Genomic DNA, 19,527 nt, shown 5'->3' with positions numbered 1-19,527 from the left:
GAAATGGTGATGCCGGGTGACAACGTCAAGATGGTCGTCACCCTGATCAACCCGGTGGCAATGGACGAAGGCCTGCGCTTCGCCATCCGCGAAGGCGGCCGTACCGTCGGCGCCGGCGTGGTCTCGAAGATCATCGAGTAATCTGGTAGTATCTGCGCCCCGATGTTGCCTGGGTAGGGCATCGGGGCGTATCAAATGGGAAAGCAGGCACAGGATGTGCCTTGTGTTCCCCGGACCAGGAAGGGTCAATGCCATTCAGGCGGCGTCAACAGGCGACTGTTGACAGCTGCCTTGCGTGCCATTATGCTTCTACGTCTGGGCAGGCCGGGAAACTGGTCTGCCTACGTTTTTGAGGTCTATGGATTGACCTTGGCGGCCTGCAGGAGTGCGGGCCGTCCGTATTCAGGAATTTCATGGGGCAAAGCAACCCAGAGGCTTTGTCTGTCGCTCTTTTAACGAAGGAACCTACCGCCATGGCGGACCAAAAGATCCGGATCCGGCTGAAAGCGTTCGATCATCGTCTGATCGACCGTTCGGCCAGCGAGATCGTTGAAACGGCAAAGCGGACCGGCGCGCAAGTGCGTGGCCCGATCCCGCTGCCGACCAAGATCGAGCGTTACACCGTTCTCGTTTCCCCGCACGTCGACAAGGACGCGCGTGACCAGTACGAGACCCGCACGCACAAGCGCGTGCTCGATATCGTTGACCCGAATGACAAGACCGTGGACGCGCTGATGAAGCTCGAACTGGCTGCCGGCGTCGACGTTCAGATCAAGCTGACCTGAGGACTACGACCATGACGAAGAAGTATTCGTTGGGCTTCGTGGGCCGCAAGGCTGGCATGAGCCGCGTGTTCACTGAAGATGGCCGCTCCATCCCGGTGACCCTGATCGAAGCAACCCCGAACCGCATCGCGCAGATCAAGACCGTCGAAACCGACGGCTACAGCGCCGTGCAGGTGACCGTCGGCGCGCGTCGCGCTGCCCTGGTCAACAAGCCGGAAGCCGGCCACTTCGCCAAGGCGAAGGTGGAAGCGGGTCGTGGCCTGTGGGAATTCCGCGTTGAAGACGCGCAGCTCGGCGATTTCGCCGTTGGCGGCGAAGTCAAGGCGGACATCTTCGAAGTCGGCCAGATCGTCGACGTCCAGGGTGTCACCAAGGGTAAGGGCTTCCAGGGCACCATCAAGCGCCACAACTTCCGTATGGGCGATGCAACCCACGGTAACTCGCTGTCGCATCGCGCGCCGGGTTCGCTGGGTCAGCGCCAGACCCCGGGTCGCGTTTTCCCGGGCAAGAAGATGTCGGGCCACATGGGCGCGGTGCAGCAGAGCACCCAGAACCTGGAAGTGGTCAAGGTCGACGTCGAGCGCGGTCTGATCGCCGTTCGCGGCGCCGTTCCGGGCGCGGCGGGTGGCGACGTGATCGTCCGTCCGGCGAGCAAGGCATAAGGAGAGATGACGATGGAACTCGTTATCACGGGTAGCAACAACAAGGTCTCGGTCTCCGACGCCGTGTTCGGTCGCGATTTCAGCGAAGATCTGGTCCACCAGGTCGTCGTTGCCTACCGCAACGCCGGTCGCGCCGGCACCAAGGCACAGAAGACTCGCTCCGAAGTGGCTGGTACCACCAAGAAGTCGAAGAAGCAGAAGGGCGGCGGCGCGCGTCATGGCGCACTGACGGCTCCGATCTTCGTCGGCGGCGGTGTCACCTTCGCGGCCAAGCCGCGCAGCTTCGAGCAGAAGGTCAATCGTAAGCAGTACCGTGCCGCCATGTGCGCGATCCTGTCCGAGCTGAACCGTCAGGGCCGTCTGACCATCGTGGAGTCCTTCGATGTCGAAGTGACCAACACGAAGGGTCTGATCGCCAAGCTGGCCGGCCTGGAAGTGGGCAAGCGCCCGCTGATCGTCACCGAAGAAGCGTCCGAGCACCTGTACCTGTCCGCCCGCAATCTGCCGTACGTGCAGGTGCGTGACGTCCAGGGTCTGGATCCGGTCTCGCTGGTGGGTGCCGACACGGTCGTCATCACCGCTGACGCGGTCAAGAAGGTCGAGGAGTGGCTGGCATGAACAGCAACGAAAAAATCTTCAGCGTGCTGCGTGCCCCGCGTGTCTCCGAAAAGACCGCGCGCCTGCAGGAACTCTCCAACCAGTATGTCTTCGAAGTTTCGAACGAAGCCACCAAGGCCGATGTAAAGGCCGCGGTTGAGCAGCTGTTCGACGTCAAGGTCGAAGCCGTCAACGTGGTCAACGTCAAGGGCAAGAACAAGTCCTTCCGTAACCGTGCTGGCCGCCGCGGCGATTGGCGCAAGGCGTACGTTCGCCTGGCCGATGGCCAGTCGATCGATGTAACGGCCAAGGCCTGAGGTACATCCCATGCCATTGATGAAATTCAAGCCCACTTCCCCCGGCCGCCGTTCGGCCGTGCGCGTGGTCACTCCCGACCTGCACAAGGGTGCTCCGCACGCTGCGCTGGTCGAGTCGCAGAGCCGCTCGGGTGGTCGTAACCACCATGGCCGCATCACCGTGCGTCACGTCGGTGGTGGTGCCAAGCAGCACTACCGCATCATCGACTTCAAGCGCAACAAGCTGGGCATCCCGGCGCGCGTGGAACGCATCGAATACGATCCGAACCGCACCGCGCACATCGCTCTGCTGTGCTACGTCGACGGTGAGCGTCGCTACATCATCGCCCCGAAGGGCCTGAAGGCCGGTGATCAGGTGATCGCTGGTTCGGATGCCCCGATCAAGGCCGGCAACACCCTGCCGCTGCGCAACATCCCGGTCGGCACCACCATCCACTGCATCGAACTGAAGCCGGGCAAGGGCGCTCAGATCGCTCGCGCCGCCGGTGCGGCCGTGCAGCTGGTGGCTCGCGAAGGCATCTACGCCACCCTGCGCCTGCGCTCGGGTGAAATGCGTAAGGTTCCGGTCGAGTGCTGCGCCACCATCGGCGAAGTCGGCAACGACGAGCACAGCCTGGAGAAGCTGGGCAAGGCCGGTGCCAAGCGTTGGCGCGGCGTCCGCCCGACCGTTCGTGGTGCTGCCATGAACCCGGTTGACCACCCGCACGGTGGTGGTGAGGCGAAGGCCGGCCAGGGTAACCCGCATCCGGTCACCCCGTGGGGTGTCCCGACCAAGGGTTACAAGACGCGCCATAACAAGCGCACTCAGCAGTTCATCGTCCGCGATCGTAGGGGCTAATCGACCATGGCACGTTCACTCAAGAAGGGCCCGTTCGTCGATCACCACCTCGTCAAGAAGGTGGAGGCCGCTGCGGGCAGCAAGAAGCCGATCAAGACCTGGTCGCGCCGTTCGATGATCCTGCCTGACATGGTAGGCGTCACCATTGCCGTGCATAACGGCAAGAACCACATCCCGGTTCTCGTCAACGAGAACATGGTCGGCCACAAGCTCGGCGAATTTGCCATCACCCGGACCTTCAAGGGTCACGGTGGTGACAAGAAGTCGGGCAAGTAAGGAGAGATGACAATGGAAGCGAAAGCCATCCTGCGCACTGCGCGCATCTCCCCGCAGAAGGCTCGTCTGGTCGCTGACCAGGTGCGCGGTCTGCCGGCCGAGCGTGCGGTCAACCTGCTGAAGTTCTCGGACAAGAAGGCTGCCCACCTGATCAAGAAGGTGGTGGAGTCGGCTATTGCCAACGCCGAGAACAACCAGGGCGCCGACGTCGACGAGCTGAAGGTTCAGACCATCATGGTTGATGAAGGTCCGACCCTGAAGCGTTTCATGGCGCGGGCGAAAGGCCGCGGTACCCGCATCCTCAAGCGCACCAGCCACATCACTGTGGTTGTGGGCGCCGCCAAGTAAGCGGATAAGGAAAAGACCATGGGTCATAAAGTTCATCCGATTGGTATCCGCCTCGGCATTTCCAAGGACTGGAACTCCAAGTGGTACGCCAACAAGGCCGAGTTCGCTGGTTACCTGGCAGCCGACCTGAAAGTGCGCGAAATGCTGCGCAAGAAGCTGGCTCAGGCCGGCATCAGCAAGATCCTGATCGAGCGTCCGGCCAAGACCGCTCGCGTGACGATCCACACCGCCCGTCCGGGCGTGGTGATCGGCAAGCGCGGTGAGGACATCGAGAAGCTGCGCAAGGAAGTGAGCGAGATGATGGGCGTCCCGGCGCACATCAACGTCACCGAAGTGCGCAAGCCGGAACTGGACGCGCAGCTCGTTGCCGAGTCGATCGCCCAGCAGCTGGAGCGTCGCATCATGTTCCGCCGCGCAATGAAGCGCTCGGTCGGCAACGCGATGCGCCTGGGTGCCCTGGGCATCAAGGTCAACGTGGGTGGCCGCCTCAACGGTGCAGAAATCGCCCGTTCGGAGTGGTACCGCGAAGGCCGCGTGCCGCTGCACACCCTGCGTGCCGACATCGACTATGGCTTCGCTGAAGCCAAGACGACCTACGGCATCATCGGCATCAAGGTCTGGATCTACAAGGGCGAGGTCTTCGATTTCTCCCAGGTTGGCCAGGAAAAGCAGGACGACACCCCGTCGCGCAACGATCGTCACGATCGCGGCGACCGTGGTGACCGTCAGCGCCCGGCCCGTGAAGCGAGGTAACGACAATGTTGCAACCCAAGCGAACCAAGTACCGCAAGGTACACAAGGGCCGTAACGATGGCCTGAGCTGGAGCGCCAACGCTGTCAGCTTCGGCGAATACGGCCTGAAGGCAACTGCACACGGTCAGCTGACCGCGCGTCAGATCGAAGCGGCCCGCCGCTCGATCAGCCGCTACGTCAAGCGCGGCGGCAAGATGTGGATCCGCGTGTTCCCCGACAAGCCCATCACCAAGAAGCCCATCGAAGTCCGAATGGGTTCTGGTAAGGGTAACGTGGAATACTGGGTGGCCCAGATCCAGCCCGGCCGCATGATCTATGAAATCGAGGGTGTTTCCGAGGAAGTGGCTCGCGAGGCGTTCCGCCTGGCCGCCGCCAAGCTCTCGGTCACCACCACTTTCGTGACCCGTACGGTGCGCTGATGGATATCAAAACTCTCCGTGAAAAGTCGGCTGACGAACTCAAGGCCCACCTGATCGACCTGCGTAAGGAACAGTTCTCTGTCCGTATGCAGCAGGTCACCGGCCAGCTGCCGAAGACCCACGACATTCGCCGGGTCCGTCGCGAGATTGCTCGCGTCAAGACCCTGCTCGGCAGCACGAAGTAAGGATGGCCGCTATGAGCGACAATACTGAAAAGAAGACGCTGCGCACGGTCGAAGGCCGTGTCGTCAGCAACAAGATGGACAAGACGGTTACCGTCCTGGTTGAGCGTCAGGTCAAGCACGCGCTGTACGGCAAGTACATCAAGCGCTCGACGAAGCTGCACGCCCACGATGCCGACAACGCCTGCAAGGAAGGCGATGTCGTCCGCGTGACCGAGATTGCTCCGATGTCCAAGACCAAGAACTGGCGCGTGGTGGAAGTCATCACGCGCGCGGCTGAATAAGGAGCTGAATCATGATCCAGATGCAGAGCTACCTTGACGTCGCGGACAATTCGGGTGCCAAGCAGGTGATGTGCTTCAAGGTGCTGGGTGGTTCCAAGCGCCGTTACGCCGGCATCGGCGACATCATCAAGGTCACCGTGAAGGATGCGATTCCGCGCGGCAAGGTCAAGAAGGGTGAAGTGTATGACGCCGTCGTGGTGCGTACCCGCAAGGGTGTGCGTCGCGCCGACGGCTCGCTGATCCGCTTCGACGGCAACGCTGCCGTTCTGCTGAACAGCAAGCAGGAGCCGATCGGTACCCGTATCTTCGGGCCGGTGACCCGTGAACTTCGTTCGGAGAAGTTCATGAAGATCGTCTCGCTCGCTCCCGAAGTGCTGTGAGCGACAGGAGATAATCATGGCTAACCGTATCAAGAAGGGCGACCAGGTTGTCGTCAACGCTGGCAAGGACAAGGGCAAGCAGGGCGAAGTCGTCCGCGTCGACGGCGACCGTGTGGTCGTCGCCAACGTGAACATCGTCAAGCGCCACACCAAGCCGAACCCGCAGGCAGGTGTTGCCGGCGGCGTGGTCGAGCGCGAAGCTTCGATCCATATCTCCAACGTGAATGTTCTGAACCCGGCTTCGGGCAAGGGCGAACGCGTTGGCTTCAAGGTGCTGGAGGATGGACGCAAACTGCGTGTGTTCCGCTCCAGCGGTGAGGCGCTCGACGCCTGAGGAATGAGAAGATGAGTTCCCGTCTCGAAAAGTTCTACAAGGACGAAGTGGTGCCGGCGCTGATGAAGCAGTTCGGCTACACCAATCCGATGGAAGTGCCGAAGCTGGTCAAGGTCACCCTGAACATGGGTGTCGGCGAAGCGGCCACCAACAAGAAGATCCTGGAAAACGCCGTCGGCGACATGACCAAGATTTCCGGCCAGAAGCCGGTTGTCACCAAGTCGCGTGTGTCGGTTGCGTCGTTCAAGATCCGCGATGGTTGGCCGATCGGCTGCAAGACCACGCTGCGTCGCCACAAGATGTACGAGTTCCTGGATCGCCTGATCAACATCTCGCTGCCGCGCGTGCGCGACTTCCGTGGTGTTTCCGGTCGTTCCTTCGACGGCCGCGGCAACTTCAACATGGGTGTGAAGGAGCAGATCATCTTCCCGGAAATCGACTTCGACGCCGTCGACGCGATCCGCGGTATGGATATCGCCATCACCACCACTGCGAAGACCGACGCGGAAGCGAAGGCGCTGCTGGCAGCGTTCAAGTTCCCGTTCCGTAACTGATCTGTCGAGGAAACCGAAATGGCAAAGACCTCCATGGTCAACCGCGACATCAAGCGGGAAAAGCTGGCAAAGAAGTACGCTGAAAAGCGTGCAGCTCTGAAGAAGATCGTGTCCTCCGTGGACGCGACTTACGAAGAGAAGATCGAGGCCGCAACCAAGCTGGCCAAGCTGCCGCGCGATTCGTCGCCGAGCCGCCAGCGTAATCGTTGCGAGCTGTCGGGTCGTCCGCGTGGCGTCTACAGCAAGTTCGGCCTGGGCCGTAACAAGCTGCGTGAAGCCACCATGCGTGGCGACGTCCCGGGTCTGCGCAAGGCCAGCTGGTAACCCCAGCCGGCCCTGCGATCAGGAGCCCCTTCGGGGGTTCCTGAACCGGGCAGGGGAGGCATTCAGCTTTCCCGACGCAAAAAAACCGAGGAGCCCGGCGCAAGCCGGGCTCTTTTGGCGTATACTCCCGCGTCTTGCCCTGCGCAAACGGGGTCGTAGGAGTGGGCTTCCGGCCCGCTGCATCAAGGGACCTGGCCCGTTTCCAGGAGACAACAGATTTTCGCGAAAGCGGATATCGGTGCACTCAAAGGTACTCATATGAGCATGACTGATCCCATCGCCGACCTGCTGGTCCGCATCAAGAATGCGGCCGCGGTGGGCAAGCAGACGGTGAAAGCCCCGTCGTCCAAGATCAAGGTTGCGATCGCCCAGGTCCTGAAGGACGAGGGTTACATCGCCGACCTGCGCGTGACCCAGCTGGAAAACAACAAGTCCGAGCTGGAAATCGTGCTGAAGTATTTCGAAGGCAAGCCGGTCATCGCGACCCTGAAGCGCTTCTCGCGTTCGGGCCTGCGCCAGTACCGCGGCAAGAGCGAGCTGCCGAAGGTCATGAACGGCCTGGGTATCTCCATCATTTCCACCTCCAAGGGCATCATGACTGATGCGCAGGCGCGCCAGCTGGGCGTCGGCGGCGAAGTCCTGTGCTTCGTGGCCTAAGGCGAAAGGAGTAGAACTATGTCCCGCGTAGCCAAGAAGCCGATTACCCTGGGTAAGGTTGAACTGAACGTCCAGTCGGACAGCGTCACCGCCAAGGGCCCGAAGGGCACCCTGTCGCTGGCCAAGCCGGCCGGTATTGCCATCAACGTCGACAACGGCGTTGCCACCCTGAGCACCGAAAGCGCCGACCTGGTCGCACTGACCGGTACCGTGCGTGCGATCCTGTCCAACATGGTCAAGGGCGTGTCCGAAGGCTTCGAGCGCAAGCTGGAGCTGGTGGGCGTGGGTTACCGCGCTGCCATGCAGGGCAAGGACCTGAACCTGTCGCTGGGCTTCTCGCACCCGGTCGTGTTCGTGGCGCCGGAAGGCATCACGCTGTCGACCCCGACCCAGACCGAGATCCTGGTCCAGGGCGCTGACAAGCAGGTCGTCGGTGAAGTTGCCGCCAAGATCCGTGCGTTCCGCAAGCCGGAACCGTACAAGGGCAAGGGCGTGAAGTACTCCGACGAAGTCATCATCCGTAAGGAAGCCAAGAAGGCATAAGCGCGAATCCCTCGCAAGAGCCCGCACATCCCTGTGCGGACTTCTCAGGGAGAAGCTCTTCCTTCAGCTTTCAAGGAATAATCAAAATGAACAAGAACATCGCCCGCCTGCGTCGCGCCAAGTCGACCCGTGCCCACATCCGTGAGCTCGGCGTCGCCCGCCTGTCGGTGCTGCGCACCGGCCAGCACCTGTACGCCCAGGTCTTCACCGCCGACGGCTCCAAGGTGCTGGCTGCCGCCAACACCACCCAGGCCGACGTCATCGAAGGCCTGAAGAACGGCAAGAACGCCGATGCTGCTGCCAAGGTTGGCCGCATCGTTGCCGAGCGCGCCAAGGCCGCCGGCATCGAGAAGGTTGCCTTCGATCGTTCGGGCTACCGCTACCACGGCCGCATCAAGGCCCTGGCAGAAGCCGCCCGCGAAGCCGGCCTGCAGTTCTAAGGGACAAGGGCAGGGGGCCATTGGCCTCCTGCCCACCTGCTCGCCAGCCTGAGTGAGGCTGGACGGCGCCGCTCTTCTGCAGCGGCCCACCGGAACGCCGCGTCACGCCACAACCATAAGCGGCTTCGAGCCGTACATACCCAAACAACCAAGGAATCAACATGGCAGAAGAGCGTCAGCAGCGGGGTCGCGATCGCGACCGTAACCGCGAAGAGAAGATCGACGACGGCATGATCGAAAAGCTGGTCGCGGTCAACCGCGTCAGCAAGACCGTCAAGGGTGGCCGCCAGTTCACCTTCACCGCCCTGACCGTTGTCGGCGACGGCGAAGGCAAGGTCGGTTTCGGCTATGGCAAGGCCCGCGAAGTGCCGGTTGCCATCCAGAAGTCGATGGAACAGGCCCGCAAGAACCTGGTCAGCGTTGACCTGAACAACGGCACCCTGTGGCACACCATCAAGGATGGTCACGGCGCAGCCCGCGTGTTCATGCAGCCGGCTTCGGAAGGTACCGGCGTGATCGCCGGCGGTGCCATGCGCGCCGTGCTGGAAGCCGTTGGCGTGAAGAACGTGCTGGCCAAGGCCACCGGTTCGCGCAACCCGATCAACCTGGTGCGTGCCACCGTGAAGGGCCTGGCTGCTGCACAGTCGCCGGCTCGCATCGCGGCCAAGCGCGGCAAGAAGGTGGAGGAACTCAACCATGGCTAATGAGTCCAACAAGACTGTCAAGGTCCGCCTGGTGCGTGGCCTGCGTGGCACCCAGTCGCGTCACCGCCTGTCGGTGCGTGCGCTGGGCCTGAACAAGCTCAACGATGTGCGTGAACTGAAGGACAGCCCGCAGGTGCGCGGCCTGATCAACAAGGTTCAGTACCTCGTCCAGGTTGAGGAGTAATCGACCATGACTCTGCGTCTCAATGAACTGAGCCCGGCACCGGGCGCCCGCACCGAGCGTACCCGCGTCGGTCGCGGTATCGGCTCGGGCCTGGGCAAGACTGCCGGCCGCGGCCACAAGGGTTCGTTCGCCCGCAAGGGTGGCGGCAAGATCAAGGCTGGCTTCGAAGGCGGCCAGACCCCCATGCAGCGTCGTCTGCCGAAGATCGGCTTCCGTTCGCCGATCGCCAAGGACACCGCTGAAGTGCTGCTGTACGCGCTGGACAAGCTGCCGGCCGGTGAGATCGACTTCGCCGCCCTGCGTGCTGCCAAGCTGGTCCCGAGCACTGCCAAGAAGGCCAAGGTCGTCGTCAAGGGCGAAGTGACCAAGGCGTTCACCCTGAAGGGTATTGCTGCCACGGCGGGTGCCAAGGCCGCGATCGAAGCTGCCGGCGGCAGCGTAACGGAGTAAGAAAATCATGGCGCAAGCTGGCATCGGTAACCTCGCGGGCGGAATGGGCAAGTTCACTGAACTTCGCCAACGTTTGCTGTTCGTCGTCGGGGCTTTGATCGTCTATCGCATCGGCTGCTACGTGCCGGTGCCGGGCGTCAATCCCGATGCCATGCTTGCCATGATGCAACAGCAGGGCGGCGGCATCGTGGACATGTTCAACATGTTCTCGGGCGGCGCCCTGCACCGTTTCAGCATCTTCGCGCTGAACGTGATGCCGTACATCTCGGCATCGATCGTGATGCAGCTGGCCGTGCACATCTTCCCCGCCCTGAAGGCGATGCAGAAGGAAGGTGAGTCCGGCCGCCGCAAGATCACCCAGTATTCGCGCATCGGCGCCGTGCTGCTGGCAGTGGTGCAGGGCGGCTCGATCGCGCTGGCCCTGCAGGGCCAGGTCTCGCCGTCGGGCGCTCCGGTCGTGTACGCGCCGGGCATGGGCTTCGTGCTCACCGCCGTGGTCGCGCTGACCGCCGGCACCATGTTCCTGATGTGGGTCGGTGAGCAGGTCACCGAACGCGGCATCGGCAATGGCGTGTCGCTGATCATCTTCGCCGGTATCGTCGCAGGCCTGCCGGGTGCGATCATCCACACCTTCGACGCCTACCGCGACGGCAACATCCAGTTCATCCAGCTGCTGCTGATCGCCATCGTCGTGCTCGCCTTCACCTTCTTCGTGGTGTTCGTCGAGCGTGGCCAGCGCCGGATCACGGTCAACTACGCGCGCCGCCAGGGCGGTCGCAACGCGTACATGAACCAGACCTCGTTCCTGCCGCTGAAGCTCAACATGGCCGGCGTCATCCCGGCGATCTTCGCCTCGAGCCTGCTGGCGTTCCCGGCCACCCTGGCCATGTGGTCCGGCCAGGCTGCCAACCAGAGCAGCTTCGGCCAGGTCCTGCAGAAGGTCGCCAATGCCCTCGGCCCGGGCGAGCCGCTGCACATGATCGTGTTCGCTGCGCTGATCACCGGTTTCGCGTTCTTCTATACCGCGCTGGTGTTCAACTCGCAGGAAACCGCCGACAACCTGAAGAAGTCGGGCGCGCTGATTCCGGGCATCCGTCCGGGCAAGGCCACCGCCGATTACATCGACGGCGTGCTGACCCGCCTGACCGCAGCCGGCTCGGCCTACCTGGTGATCGTCTGCCTGCTGCCGGAACTGATGCGCACGCAGCTGAACGCCTCGTTCTACTTCGGTGGTACTTCGCTGCTGATCGTGGTGGTGGTGGTGATGGACTTCATCGCCCAGGTGCAGGCGCACCTGATGTCCCACCAGTACGAGAGCCTGCTGAAGAAGGCCAACCTGAAGGGCGGCAACCGCGGCGGTTTTGCCCGCGGCTGATTGGCCTGTTATACTTTCGTCTTCCTGACGTGATGGTCCCTCCGCTTCGCGGACTCCGGCCACACAAACGAAGGGCGGCCCCCGCAGCGGTTCCGGGTGGGGGTGTGATGAGGTGGTCCCGCGCTGGAGTAGCGCGGGCGGCCCCGGGGGGAACCCCAGGTCCAACCCCATCCGGCGCCGGAGCCTGGGCACACTCCCCAGGCCGGGTTCATGAAACCAATGGTTTCACGGGCTTCCATGTAAACCGGAACCTTGTTAGTATCGCTAGTTCACTTTTTTGATCCATCCTGCCGGATTGGCGTGCCCGAGGCGCGCTGTCGGCCATCACTCAGCTGGAGAACCGCGTCATGGCGCGTATTGCAGGCGTCAACCTGCCAGCCCAGAAGCATGTCTGGGTCGGGTTGCAAAGCATTTACGGCATCGGCCGTACCCGTTCGAAGAAGGTCTGCGAAGTCGCAGGCGTTGCTTCGACCACCAAGATCCGCGATCTGTCGGAGCCGGAAATCGAGCGCCTGCGCGCCGAAGTCGGCAAGTACATCGTGGAAGGCGATCTGCGCCGTGAGATCGGCATCGCGATCAAGCGCCTGATGGACCTGGGCTGCTACCGCGGCCTGCGTCACCGTCGTGGCCTCCCGCTGCGTGGCCAGCGCACCCGTACCAACGCCCGCACCCGCAAGGGTCCGCGCAAGGCGATCAAGAAGTAAGGGACTGAGAAATGGCTAAGCCCGCTGCTAAGACCAAGAAGAAGATCAAGCGCGTCGTCACCGACGGCGTTGCCCACGTCCACGCTTCGTTCAACAACACCATCGTCACCATCACCGACCGCCAGGGCAACGCTCTGTCGTGGGCGACCTCCGGTGGCGCTGGCTTCCGCGGTTCGCGCAAGTCGACCCCGTTCGCTGCCCAGGTGGCTGCTGAAAAGGCCGGTCGTGCTGCGCTGGACTATGGCGTGAAGTCGCTGGAAGTCCGCATCAAGGGCCCGGGTCCGGGCCGTGAGTCGGCCGTGCGTTCGTTGAACAACGTCGGCTACAAGATCACCAACATCATCGACGTGACGCCTATCCCGCACAACGGGTGCCGTCCGCCGAAGAAGCGTCGCGTCTAAAGGGAGCGATAAGAAATGGCTCGTTATATCGGTCCTACCTGTAAGCTCGCCCGCCGCGAAGGCGCCGACCTGTCCCTGAAGAGCCCGGCGCGTGCGCTGGACTCGAAGTGCAAGCTGGAGCAGAAGCCCGGCCAGCACGGCGCCACTGCCCGCAAGGGCAAGCTGTCCGACTACGCCACCCAGCTGCGTGAAAAGCAGAAGGTCAAGCGTATCTACGGCCTGCTGGAGCGTCAGTTCCGCAACTACTACAAGAAGGCCTCGACCAAGAAGGGCAACACCGGCGAGAACCTGCTGCAGCTGCTGGAAACCCGCCTGGACAACGTCGTCTACCGCATGGGCTTCGCCGTGACCCGTCCGGCTGCCCGTCAGCTGGTGTCGCACCGCGGCGTCACCGTGAATGGCAAGTCGGTCAACCTGGCTTCGTACCAGGTCAAGGCTGGCGACGCCATCGCTCTGTCTGAAAAGGCTGCCAAGCAGCTGCGCGTCCAGGAAGCCCTGACCGTCGCCGCCCAGCATGACCTGAGCCCGTCGTGGGTTGAAGTGGATTCCGGCAAGTTCACCGGCATCTTCAAGGCTGTTCCGGATCGTTCGGATCTGCCTGCGGACATCAACGAAGCGCTGATCGTCGAGCTGTATTCGAAGTAATTCACATTGGAGAGCCCCCGGCGACGGCCGGGGGTTCACTAGGAGAACCCGCAACATGACGGTTACCGCCAACCAGGTTCTGCGTCCTCGCGGTCCGCAGATCGAACGCCTTACCGACACCCGTGCAAAGGTCGTTATCGAACCTTTGGAGCGGGGTTACGGGCATACGCTGGGTAATGCCCTGCGTCGCGTGCTGCTGTCGTCCATCCCGGGCTTCGCCATCACGGAAGTCGAAATCGACGGCGTGTTGCATGAGTACACCACGGTCGAAGGTCTGCAGGAGGACGTGCTCGAAGTCCTGCTGAACCTCAAGGACGTGGCCATCCGTATGCACTCCGGCGACAGCGCCACCCTGTCCCTGTCCAAGCAGGGCCCGGGCGTTGTCACCGCTGCCGACATCAAGGTCGACCACAATGTGGAGATCCTGAACGGCGACCATGTGATCTGCCACCTGACCAAGGACACGGCAATCAACATGCGTCTGAAGATCGAACGTGGTTTCGGCTACCAGCCGGCTGCCGCGCGTCGTCGTCCGGACGAAGAAACCCGTGCCATCGGCCGCCTGGTCCTGGATGCCTCGTTCTCGCCGGTCCGCCGCGTCGCCTATGCCGTGGAAGCGGCCCGCGTCGAACAGCGTACCGACCTGGACAAGCTGGTCATCGATATCGAGACCAACGGCACCATCGACGCCGAGGAAGCCGTGCGCACCGCCGCCGACATCCTCAGCGACCAGCTGTCGGTGTTCGGTGACTTCACCCATCGCGACCGCGGTGCGGCCAAGCCGGCCAACAACGGCGTGGATCCGGTGCTGCTGCGCCCGATCGACGATCTGGAGCTGACCGTGCGTTCGGCCAACTGCCTGAAGGCTGAAAGCATCTACTACATCGGCGATCTGATCCAGAAGACCGAAGTGGAGCTGCTGAAGACCCCGAACCTGGGCAAGAAGTCGCTCACCGAGATCAAGGAAGTGCTGGCTCAGCGCGGCCTGTCGCTCGGCATGAAGCTGGAGAACTGGCCGCCGGCCGGTGTCGCCAGCCACGGCATGCTGGGCTGATATCGGTAATGCCTGAAGGCTCCACCGTTCGCGGTGGGGCCTTCAACGCAACACACCATGCCATGACGAACCGCAGGTTCGCGCGGCAGGTCGTCCAGGACGGGCGGCCAGGACCATCCGCAGTCCGCGCAGCAACGCCAGGATGGCGACAACGATCCACACAGCCACATCATTAACCAAGGAATATCACCATGCGTCACCAGAAGTCTGGCCGTAAGTTCAGCCGCACCAGCGCCCACCGCGAAGCGATGTTCAAGAACATGGCCGCCTCGCTGTTCAAGCACGAGCTGATCAAGACCACCCTGCCGAAGGCCAAGGAACTGCGCCGCGTTGCCGAGCCGCTGATCACCCTGGCCAAGGTCGACTCCGTCGCCAACCGCCGTCTGGCCTTCGCCCGCCTGCGCGACAACGAAGCCGTGGGCAACCTGTTCACCATCCTGGGCCCGCGCTACGCGAACCGTCCGGGCGGCTACCTGCGCCTGCTGAAGTGCGGCTTCCGCGCCGGCGACAACGCGCCGATGGCCTACGTCGAGCTGGTCGACCGTCCGGTCGTGGCCGAGGAAGTGGCCGAGTAATCGGACCGCTCCAACGCGACACAGCGAAAGCCCGGCCTCCGCCGGGCTTTTGCGTTCTGGTAGCGCCGGGCCATGCCCGGCGTTTCCGTATCCGCTACGCTCGCCGGGCATGGCCCGGCGCTACCTGCGGCACAATGCGACCCACACCCTTCCGACAGGCGTGCCGTGTGGCGGTTCAGACGGTGCGCACTCTCGGTTACGCTTGGCGCCTGATCCATTCGAGCGTTGACGATGAATCCACTGCGCTGGCCCTTCCGCGCCCAGTTCTTCCTGGGCTTCCTGATCTGCGCGGGCCTGCTTGGCTACGCCATCTTCCTGCAGCTGAAGATGGGCCTGGAGCCGTGTCCGTTGTGCATCTTCCAGCGCCTGGCGTTCGCTGCGCTGGGCCTGCTGTTCCTGATCGGTGCACTGCATGGTCCGTCCAACCGCCCGGGACGCGCGACCTATGGCGTGCTGGCCTTCATTGCCGCGGCAGTAGGTGTCGGCATCGCCGCGCGCCACGTCTACGTGCAGATGCTGCCGCCGGAAATGGGTTCCACCTGTGGCCCGCCGCTGGCGTTCCTGAGCGAGACCATGGGGCCACTGGAGGTGTTCCGCACGGTGCTGACCGGTACCGGCAACTGCGGCAACATCGACTGGACGTTCCTGGGCCTGACCATGCCGATGTGGTCGGGCGTGTGGTTCGTGCTGCTGGCGCTGTGGGCGCTGGTGGTGTCGCTGCGCAAGGTCAGGCGCTGAACGTGGCCACGCATGGCGTGGCTCTACTGGGTAGTGCCGGCCGCTGGCCGGCATACCGTGGGATTGCCGGCCAGCGGCCGGCACTACCTCAGAAGTCCTGCTGCAGGCTCAGGTAGGCACCGCGGCGTGGTCCCCACTGCGGGGCGAACACACCCACGCCGCCACCGTCGCGCAGCTGGTAGCTGCGGTCCAGCGCGTTGATCACCGCCAGCTGGACATGCAGCGGATGCCCGCTGTCGGCGTTGAAGTCATGCCCGGCGCTGAGGTTCACCTGCAGGTACGACGGCAGCTCGCCGCCGTTGGGCACGCCCTCGATGTCGGAACGCAGGCCGCTGCCGAACACGTAGTTGGCACCGATCCGGTTGTGTCCGGCGAAGGCGTAGCTGAGACCACCCGATGATGTCAGCTTCTGGTCGTGGTCGAGGTGGATCCAGTGGTTGGCCACATAGGCCAGGGCATCCGGATCGAGGTTGTACTGGCCGGTGATGACGTCGGTACCGATGGCCTTGTTCAGCGCGGCGTTGAAGTAGGCGCTGAACGGACCGTTGCTGTAGTCGGCGCTGAACTCCAGGCCGCGGATGTGGCCACGGCGGTAGTTGAAGGTCGAATAGATGTAGGCAGCGCCGAACTGGCCTTCGTCCTGCAGGCGTGCGACGCGTCGGTCATACGCGTCCAGGCCCAGGGTCAGGTGCTCGCCCAGTTGCTGCGAGACGCCGATGTCGTAGTAGTCGCTGCGCTCGGCCAGCGGCGTGTTGTTGCCGCCGCTGGGCTGCTGGTTGGTGGTGCCGTCGTACAGCGCGATGTCGCTGCTGGCAATCAACTCGCTGGCCGGTGGCGTGAAGTAGCGCGAATAGCCGGCGTGCACGGTGGTGCTGTCGCTGGCATTCCAGACCACGCCCACGCGCGGGCTGAGCTGGCCTTCGGTGCGGCCGAAGGCCTTGTAGCGGTCGCCACGCAGGCCGTAGTTCACGGTCCAGTCGTCGCCGATCTTCCACTCGTCCTGTACGTACAGTGCCAGCGTACTGGCGTGGAACGCGCTGCGGTCGGGGATCAACAGCGGTGTCGTGCCGGACTGCTGGCCGCCGTCATCAACCGGGAACACCCAGCTGTTGCTGCTGGCCCGCGCGTTCTCGTAATTGCCGTACAGGCCATAGCGCAGCGTGTGGTCGTTGCCCAACGGCGTTGAGAAGTCGGCCTGCAGGGTGTTGGCGCGGTTGCTGCGCTGGACCTGCGAGGCGACGCCGCTGAACACCAGGTCGCCCACCACGTCCGGGTTGAACGCCACGTCGCTGTAGCGCTGTCCGGCCGATAGCTGGTACGCGGTGCTGCCCAACGTGCCCTGCAGCACCAGCATCCCGAAGCGGGTGGTCTCGCGCTGGGTCTCATCCAGCTGGCTGGAGTCGAAGGTGGTGGTGTCCAGATATCCGAACTGTGGCGTCTGGCCCGGGTTGACCGGGATCTGGAAGCGGTTGTTGGCGAAACCGGCGAACACACTCAGGCGGGTGTTGTCGTTGACCAGGTAGGTGAGGTCGGCGAAGGCCTTGCCCTGGTGAGTATCGTCGTGCAGCGGCTTGCGCGAGTTGGTGGGGTTCTCCAGGCCGACCTCATGCTGGTCGTAGTTGCCGGTCAGGAACCAGCTCCAGCGCCCCTGGTTGCCCCACCAGGAGGCGTTCGGATTGATCTTGCCGAACGAGCCGGTGGTCAGCCCCGCGCTGCCGCCATTGCCCAGCTCGGCACCGTTGCGGGTGGTGATGTCGACCACCGCTGCGGTGCGCTCGCCGAACTGCGCCGGCAGTGCGCCGTCCATCAGGCGGATGCTCTTGATGGTGCGCGCGTCCAGGGTCTGGCCGAAGCCGGAGATCGATTCGGGCAGCAGCACGCCGTTGATGCGGTACTGCAGGTTGGCGTGGTCGCCGCGTACGTGCACGCCGCCATAGGAGTCCTGGACCACGCCAGGGGCCTGCAGCAGCACTTGGCTGAGCGGCGCGGAGGCACCCAGCGGCTGCTTCTGGATGTCCTCGGCGGTGATCTGGTACTGGCTGCTGCCGATGTCCGGCGACAGCGTGTTGCGGGCCTGGTCGAGCTGGGCGTGGACGGTGACCGCATCCAGATCCTTGACGGACGAAGCGGGGGCGTCGGCTGCCGAGGCGAAGGCGGGCAGGCTGGCCAGGGCCAGGGCGAAGGTGATGCCGGTAGCGAGGGGCGAGGGCTTCATGGTGGGAGAGGTGGCGGCTGGATGTGGAAGGGGCCGGTCCATGACATTGAAGTGTTACTCCGTAACAAATCATGCGCCTGTCCCGGGCGGCTGACCATGCAGGATCTGGCCGCTGGCGTCGGCCTTTCTCTGCCGTTCAGGCGAGCCGGTAGGCCGGACCGGCCCTTTGCGTCAGCGGCCGGCTCTGCGACCATGACCGCCCCCCATCCCGGAAGTCTGCAATGAGCCTGTCCGCCGTTCCGCCCGTGCCCGATCCCGCCGCGACCGCCGCCGGCGCTGCCTGGTCGCCGGAGAGCTGGCGGGGCAAGACCGCGCTGCAGATGCCGACCTATCCCGACCCGGTAGCACTGGAGGCGGCCCTGCACGAGCTTAAGCGGCTGCCACCGCTGGTCACCTCATGGGAGATCCTGGCGCTGAAGCAGCAGCTGGCCGAGGCCCAGGAAGGCAAGCGCTTCCTGCTGCAGGGCGGCGACTGCGCCGAGAACTTCAGCGACTGCGAATCGGGCACCATCTCCAACCGGCTGAAGGTACTGTTGCAGATGAGCCTGGTGCTGGTGCACGGCCTGCGCCAGCCGGTGATCCGCGTTGGCCGCTTTGCCGGCCAGTACGCCAAGCCGCGTTCGGCCGATACCGAGACCCGCGACGGCGTGACCCTGCCGAGCTACCGCGGCGATGTGATCAACGCCCCCGCTTTCACTGAAGCAGCGCGTCTGCCGGACCCGAAGCGGATGCTGCAGGCCCACGCGCATTCGGCGATGACGATGAACTTCGTGCGTGCGCTGATCGACGGTGGTTTCGCCGACCTGCACCACCCCGAATACTGGAACCTGGAGTGGGTAAGCCACTCGCCGCTGGCGGCCGAGTACCAGAAGATGGTGGCCTCGATCGGCGATGCGGTGCACTTCATGGAGACCCTGGCCGGGGCCCGCGTGCACAACCTGAACCGCATCGACTTCTACACCTCGCATGAAGCACTGCTGCTGCCCTACGAGCAGGCGCTGACCCGCCAGGTGCCGCGCCAGCAGGGCTGGTTGAACCTGAGCACGCATTACCCGTGGATCGGCATGCGCACGGCTGCGCTCGATGGCGCGCACGTGGAATACCTGCGTGGCGTGCGCAATCCGATTGCGATCAAGGTCGGCCCGTCGGTGACGCCGGACCAGCTGCTGCGCCTGATCGATGTGCTCAACCCGCACGACGAACCGGGTCGACTGAGCTTCATCCACCGCATGGGTGCGGCGCAGATCGCCGAGAAGCTGCCGCCGCTGCTGGATGCCGTCAAGCGTGATGGCCGCCGCGTGCTGTGGGTGTGCGATGCGATGCATGGCAACACCGAAAGCACTGCCAATGGCTTCAAGACGCGTCGCTTCGACAATGTGCGTGGCGAAGTGGAGATGTCGTTTGATCTGCATGCGGCCGCGGGCACGCGCCTGGGTGGCGTGCACCTGGAGCTGACCGGCGAGGACGTGACCGAATGCACCGGTGGTGCGCGCGAACTGACCGAGCGTGACCTGGAGCGTGCGTATCGCTCAACGGTGGACCCGCGGTTGAATTACGAGCAGTCGCTGGAGATCGCGATGGCGATCGTGCGCAAGCAGGAGCAAGTGCGGTAAGGGGTTTTCGGCAGGGCTTGCAGCCCTGCACCTGCTGCAATCAACGTCAACGGCAAAAGCCGAAGCAGCGGCAACAGCCTGCATTCCGTGGGCTGGCGGGGCGGTGTCGGAGTGCGGGGACGCTGCAAGTACGTCCCTGTAAGCTTGGCAGCCGCATCCATGCGGCTGACACCCCG

31 protein-coding genes are annotated in these 19,527 nt (G+C 63.7%); 30 read left to right on the top strand and 1 reads right to left on the bottom strand.

The window, feature by feature from the left end; genetic code table 11:
* The 29 genes from AC5P5R_RS14410 to AC5P5R_RS14270 all read left to right on the top strand — a co-directional run.
* Positions 1-141 (top strand): EF-Tu C-terminal domain-related protein (locus AC5P5R_RS14410; RefSeq protein WP_487247787.1); only part of this gene is annotated, 141 nt, incomplete at its 5' end.
* A 332-nt stretch (positions 142-473) separates the two neighbouring features.
* Positions 474-785, top strand: coding sequence for a 30S ribosomal protein S10 (rpsJ, locus tag AC5P5R_RS14405; RefSeq protein ID WP_005408208.1), 312 nt, complete (start codon positions 474-476; stop codon positions 783-785).
* Positions 786-796: 11 nt separating this feature from the next.
* Positions 797-1,447: a 50S ribosomal protein L3 gene (rplC, locus tag AC5P5R_RS14400; RefSeq protein WP_004145336.1), complete on the top strand. Its 651-nt coding sequence runs from the start codon at positions 797-799 to the stop codon at positions 1,445-1,447.
* Between the two features lie 12 nt (positions 1,448-1,459).
* Entirely contained in the window at positions 1,460-2,065 is a 606-nt protein-coding gene (gene rplD / locus AC5P5R_RS14395) for a 50S ribosomal protein L4 (protein WP_004145337.1), read from the top strand.
* Positions 2,062-2,361 (top strand): 50S ribosomal protein L23, encoded by a 300-nt coding sequence (gene rplW / locus AC5P5R_RS14390; protein WP_004145338.1) that lies wholly within the window; start codon positions 2,062-2,064, stop codon positions 2,359-2,361. Before rplD ends, rplW begins: the two co-directional genes overlap by 4 nt.
* A 10-nt stretch (positions 2,362-2,371) precedes the next feature.
* Entirely contained in the window at positions 2,372-3,199 is an 828-nt protein-coding gene (gene rplB, locus AC5P5R_RS14385; protein WP_004145339.1) for a 50S ribosomal protein L2, read from the top strand.
* Between the two features lie 6 nt (positions 3,200-3,205).
* Positions 3,206-3,475 carry a 30S ribosomal protein S19 gene (rpsS, locus tag AC5P5R_RS14380; protein WP_004154485.1) on the top strand — a complete coding sequence of 90 codons (270 nt, stop codon included), beginning with the start codon at positions 3,206-3,208 and terminating at the stop codon, positions 3,473-3,475.
* 12 nt (positions 3,476-3,487) lie between these two features.
* Positions 3,488-3,823, top strand: a complete 336-nt coding sequence (gene rplV, locus AC5P5R_RS14375; protein ID WP_004145348.1) for a 50S ribosomal protein L22 — start codon at positions 3,488-3,490, stop codon at positions 3,821-3,823.
* Positions 3,824-3,841: 18 nt separating this feature from the next.
* On the top strand, positions 3,842-4,576 hold the full coding sequence (gene rpsC / locus AC5P5R_RS14370; RefSeq protein WP_004145350.1) for a 30S ribosomal protein S3: 735 nt from the start codon (positions 3,842-3,844) through the stop codon (positions 4,574-4,576).
* Between the two features lie 5 nt (positions 4,577-4,581).
* Positions 4,582-4,995, top strand: coding sequence for a 50S ribosomal protein L16 (gene rplP, locus AC5P5R_RS14365; protein WP_004154486.1), 414 nt, complete (start codon positions 4,582-4,584; stop codon positions 4,993-4,995).
* Positions 4,995-5,180, top strand: coding sequence for a 50S ribosomal protein L29 (gene rpmC, locus AC5P5R_RS14360; protein WP_004154487.1), 186 nt, complete (start codon positions 4,995-4,997; stop codon positions 5,178-5,180). The genes rplP and rpmC overlap by 1 nt, the downstream gene beginning before the upstream one ends.
* Before the next feature lie 11 nt (positions 5,181-5,191).
* Complete coding sequence (gene rpsQ / locus AC5P5R_RS14355; protein WP_004154489.1) at positions 5,192-5,461, top strand: 30S ribosomal protein S17; 270 nt, start codon at positions 5,192-5,194, stop codon at positions 5,459-5,461.
* Positions 5,462-5,472: 11 nt separating this feature from the next.
* The gene (gene rplN, locus AC5P5R_RS14350) at positions 5,473-5,841 is read left to right on the top strand and encodes a 50S ribosomal protein L14 (RefSeq protein ID WP_004145357.1); all 369 of its coding nucleotides are present in this window, start codon (positions 5,473-5,475) and stop codon (positions 5,839-5,841) included.
* A 16-nt stretch (positions 5,842-5,857) separates the two neighbouring features.
* Positions 5,858-6,175 carry a 50S ribosomal protein L24 gene (gene rplX / locus AC5P5R_RS14345; RefSeq protein WP_004154490.1) on the top strand — a complete coding sequence of 106 codons (318 nt, stop codon included), beginning with the start codon at positions 5,858-5,860 and terminating at the stop codon, positions 6,173-6,175.
* Between the two features lie 11 nt (positions 6,176-6,186).
* Complete coding sequence (gene rplE / locus AC5P5R_RS14340) at positions 6,187-6,729, top strand: 50S ribosomal protein L5 (protein WP_004154491.1); 543 nt, start codon at positions 6,187-6,189, stop codon at positions 6,727-6,729.
* An 18-nt stretch (positions 6,730-6,747) separates the two neighbouring features.
* Complete coding sequence (gene rpsN, locus AC5P5R_RS14335) at positions 6,748-7,053, top strand: 30S ribosomal protein S14 (RefSeq protein ID WP_019659577.1); 306 nt, start codon at positions 6,748-6,750, stop codon at positions 7,051-7,053.
* Positions 7,054-7,311: 258 nt separating this feature from the next.
* On the top strand, positions 7,312-7,710 hold the full coding sequence (gene rpsH / locus AC5P5R_RS14330; RefSeq protein ID WP_021204581.1) for a 30S ribosomal protein S8: 399 nt from the start codon (positions 7,312-7,314) through the stop codon (positions 7,708-7,710).
* 18 nt (positions 7,711-7,728) lie between these two features.
* Positions 7,729-8,253 carry a 50S ribosomal protein L6 gene (gene rplF, locus AC5P5R_RS14325; protein ID WP_019659576.1) on the top strand — a complete coding sequence of 175 codons (525 nt, stop codon included), beginning with the start codon at positions 7,729-7,731 and terminating at the stop codon, positions 8,251-8,253.
* A gap of 80 nt (positions 8,254-8,333) precedes the next feature.
* The gene (rplR, locus tag AC5P5R_RS14320) at positions 8,334-8,693 is read left to right on the top strand and encodes a 50S ribosomal protein L18 (RefSeq protein ID WP_026346969.1); all 360 of its coding nucleotides are present in this window, start codon (positions 8,334-8,336) and stop codon (positions 8,691-8,693) included.
* Between the two features lie 161 nt (positions 8,694-8,854).
* Complete coding sequence (gene rpsE / locus AC5P5R_RS14315) at positions 8,855-9,397, top strand: 30S ribosomal protein S5 (RefSeq protein ID WP_004154496.1); 543 nt, start codon at positions 8,855-8,857, stop codon at positions 9,395-9,397.
* Positions 9,390-9,581: a 50S ribosomal protein L30 gene (gene rpmD, locus AC5P5R_RS14310; RefSeq protein ID WP_005408214.1), complete on the top strand. Its 192-nt coding sequence runs from the start codon at positions 9,390-9,392 to the stop codon at positions 9,579-9,581. The genes rpsE and rpmD overlap by 8 nt, the downstream gene beginning before the upstream one ends.
* Positions 9,582-9,587: 6 nt before the next feature.
* Positions 9,588-10,031: a 50S ribosomal protein L15 gene (gene rplO / locus AC5P5R_RS14305; RefSeq protein ID WP_004154498.1), complete on the top strand. Its 444-nt coding sequence runs from the start codon at positions 9,588-9,590 to the stop codon at positions 10,029-10,031.
* 7 nt (positions 10,032-10,038) lie between these two features.
* Positions 10,039-11,406, top strand: coding sequence for a preprotein translocase subunit SecY (secY, locus tag AC5P5R_RS14300; protein ID WP_005408215.1), 1,368 nt, complete (start codon positions 10,039-10,041; stop codon positions 11,404-11,406).
* 347 nt (positions 11,407-11,753) lie between these two features.
* On the top strand, positions 11,754-12,110 hold the full coding sequence (gene rpsM / locus AC5P5R_RS14295) for a 30S ribosomal protein S13 (protein ID WP_004154500.1): 357 nt from the start codon (positions 11,754-11,756) through the stop codon (positions 12,108-12,110).
* A gap of 11 nt (positions 12,111-12,121) precedes the next feature.
* The gene (gene rpsK / locus AC5P5R_RS14290; RefSeq protein WP_004145443.1) at positions 12,122-12,511 is read left to right on the top strand and encodes a 30S ribosomal protein S11; all 390 of its coding nucleotides are present in this window, start codon (positions 12,122-12,124) and stop codon (positions 12,509-12,511) included.
* Between the two features lie 15 nt (positions 12,512-12,526).
* A complete protein-coding gene (rpsD, locus tag AC5P5R_RS14285; protein ID WP_004145446.1) occupies positions 12,527-13,156 on the top strand; it encodes a 30S ribosomal protein S4 in 630 nt (209 codons plus the stop codon).
* Positions 13,157-13,211: 55 nt separating this feature from the next.
* Positions 13,212-14,210 (top strand): DNA-directed RNA polymerase subunit alpha, encoded by a 999-nt coding sequence (locus AC5P5R_RS14280; protein ID WP_005408216.1) that lies wholly within the window; start codon positions 13,212-13,214, stop codon positions 14,208-14,210.
* Positions 14,211-14,401: 191 nt separating this feature from the next.
* Entirely contained in the window at positions 14,402-14,785 is a 384-nt protein-coding gene (rplQ, locus tag AC5P5R_RS14275; protein WP_005408217.1) for a 50S ribosomal protein L17, read from the top strand.
* Positions 14,786-15,016: 231 nt separating this feature from the next.
* Positions 15,017-15,523 (top strand): disulfide bond formation protein B, encoded by a 507-nt coding sequence (locus tag AC5P5R_RS14270; RefSeq protein WP_049432774.1) that lies wholly within the window; start codon positions 15,017-15,019, stop codon positions 15,521-15,523.
* A gap of 88 nt (positions 15,524-15,611) precedes the next feature.
* On the opposite strand, the gene AC5P5R_RS14265 is transcribed toward AC5P5R_RS14270, so the two are convergent.
* Positions 15,612-17,738: a TonB-dependent receptor gene (locus AC5P5R_RS14265; RefSeq protein WP_111722874.1), complete on the bottom strand. Its 2,127-nt coding sequence runs from the start codon at positions 17,736-17,738 to the stop codon at positions 15,612-15,614.
* A gap of 221 nt (positions 17,739-17,959) precedes the next feature.
* Between AC5P5R_RS14265 and AC5P5R_RS14260 the strand changes: the two genes are divergently transcribed.
* Positions 17,960-19,351 carry a class II 3-deoxy-7-phosphoheptulonate synthase gene (locus AC5P5R_RS14260; protein WP_012479239.1) on the top strand — a complete coding sequence of 464 codons (1,392 nt, stop codon included), beginning with the start codon at positions 17,960-17,962 and terminating at the stop codon, positions 19,349-19,351.
* The last annotated feature ends 176 nt before the right edge of the window (positions 19,352-19,527 follow it).

The sequence above is a fragment of the Stenotrophomonas sp. YJH_SMC_19 genome, from assembly GCF_059367915.1.
Note: the sequence above shows the minus strand (reverse complement) of the source record. Positions and strands in the feature narration are given on the sequence as shown.

Excerpts from the sequence above, each read along its gene's own strand:
- rplC (WP_004145336.1), top strand. The coding sequence starts at position 797 with ATGACGAAGAAGTATTCGTTGGGCTTCGTGGGCCGCAAGGCTGGCATG.
- rplN (WP_004145357.1), top strand. The coding sequence starts at position 5,473 with ATGATCCAGATGCAGAGCTACCTTGACGTCGCGGACAATTCGGGTGCC.
- rplX (WP_004154490.1), top strand. The coding sequence starts at position 5,858 with ATGGCTAACCGTATCAAGAAGGGCGACCAGGTTGTCGTCAACGCTGGC.
- rpsC (WP_004145350.1), top strand. The coding sequence starts at position 3,842 with ATGGGTCATAAAGTTCATCCGATTGGTATCCGCCTCGGCATTTCCAAG.
- rplQ (WP_005408217.1), top strand. The coding sequence starts at position 14,402 with ATGCGTCACCAGAAGTCTGGCCGTAAGTTCAGCCGCACCAGCGCCCAC.
- rplB (WP_004145339.1), top strand. The coding sequence starts at position 2,372 with ATGCCATTGATGAAATTCAAGCCCACTTCCCCCGGCCGCCGTTCGGCC.
- rplE (WP_004154491.1), top strand. The coding sequence starts at position 6,187 with ATGAGTTCCCGTCTCGAAAAGTTCTACAAGGACGAAGTGGTGCCGGCG.
- rplW (WP_004145338.1), top strand. The coding sequence starts at position 2,062 with ATGAACAGCAACGAAAAAATCTTCAGCGTGCTGCGTGCCCCGCGTGTC.
- rpsJ (WP_005408208.1), top strand. The coding sequence starts at position 474 with ATGGCGGACCAAAAGATCCGGATCCGGCTGAAAGCGTTCGATCATCGT.
- rpmC (WP_004154487.1), top strand. The coding sequence starts at position 4,995 with ATGGATATCAAAACTCTCCGTGAAAAGTCGGCTGACGAACTCAAGGCC.
- rpmD (WP_005408214.1), top strand. The coding sequence starts at position 9,390 with ATGGCTAATGAGTCCAACAAGACTGTCAAGGTCCGCCTGGTGCGTGGC.
- rplF (WP_019659576.1), top strand. The coding sequence starts at position 7,729 with ATGTCCCGCGTAGCCAAGAAGCCGATTACCCTGGGTAAGGTTGAACTG.
- rplP (WP_004154486.1), top strand. The coding sequence starts at position 4,582 with ATGTTGCAACCCAAGCGAACCAAGTACCGCAAGGTACACAAGGGCCGT.
- rpsE (WP_004154496.1), top strand. The coding sequence starts at position 8,855 with ATGGCAGAAGAGCGTCAGCAGCGGGGTCGCGATCGCGACCGTAACCGC.
- rplO (WP_004154498.1), top strand. The coding sequence starts at position 9,588 with ATGACTCTGCGTCTCAATGAACTGAGCCCGGCACCGGGCGCCCGCACC.
- rpsS (WP_004154485.1), top strand. The coding sequence starts at position 3,206 with ATGGCACGTTCACTCAAGAAGGGCCCGTTCGTCGATCACCACCTCGTC.
- rplV (WP_004145348.1), top strand. The coding sequence starts at position 3,488 with ATGGAAGCGAAAGCCATCCTGCGCACTGCGCGCATCTCCCCGCAGAAG.
- rpsM (WP_004154500.1), top strand. The coding sequence starts at position 11,754 with ATGGCGCGTATTGCAGGCGTCAACCTGCCAGCCCAGAAGCATGTCTGG.
- AC5P5R_RS14270 (WP_049432774.1), top strand. The coding sequence starts at position 15,017 with ATGAATCCACTGCGCTGGCCCTTCCGCGCCCAGTTCTTCCTGGGCTTC.
- AC5P5R_RS14260 (WP_012479239.1), top strand. The coding sequence starts at position 17,960 with ATGAGCCTGTCCGCCGTTCCGCCCGTGCCCGATCCCGCCGCGACCGCC.
- rpsD (WP_004145446.1), top strand. The coding sequence starts at position 12,527 with ATGGCTCGTTATATCGGTCCTACCTGTAAGCTCGCCCGCCGCGAAGGC.
- rpsH (WP_021204581.1), top strand. The coding sequence starts at position 7,312 with ATGAGCATGACTGATCCCATCGCCGACCTGCTGGTCCGCATCAAGAAT.
- rplD (WP_004145337.1), top strand. The coding sequence starts at position 1,460 with ATGGAACTCGTTATCACGGGTAGCAACAACAAGGTCTCGGTCTCCGAC.
- rpsN (WP_019659577.1), top strand. The coding sequence starts at position 6,748 with ATGGCAAAGACCTCCATGGTCAACCGCGACATCAAGCGGGAAAAGCTG.
- rpsK (WP_004145443.1), top strand. The coding sequence starts at position 12,122 with ATGGCTAAGCCCGCTGCTAAGACCAAGAAGAAGATCAAGCGCGTCGTC.
- AC5P5R_RS14280 (WP_005408216.1), top strand. The coding sequence starts at position 13,212 with ATGACGGTTACCGCCAACCAGGTTCTGCGTCCTCGCGGTCCGCAGATC.
- rpsQ (WP_004154489.1), top strand. The coding sequence starts at position 5,192 with ATGAGCGACAATACTGAAAAGAAGACGCTGCGCACGGTCGAAGGCCGT.
- AC5P5R_RS14265 (WP_111722874.1), bottom strand. The coding sequence starts at position 17,738 with ATGAAGCCCTCGCCCCTCGCTACCGGCATCACCTTCGCCCTGGCCCTG.
- secY (WP_005408215.1), top strand. The coding sequence starts at position 10,039 with ATGGCGCAAGCTGGCATCGGTAACCTCGCGGGCGGAATGGGCAAGTTC.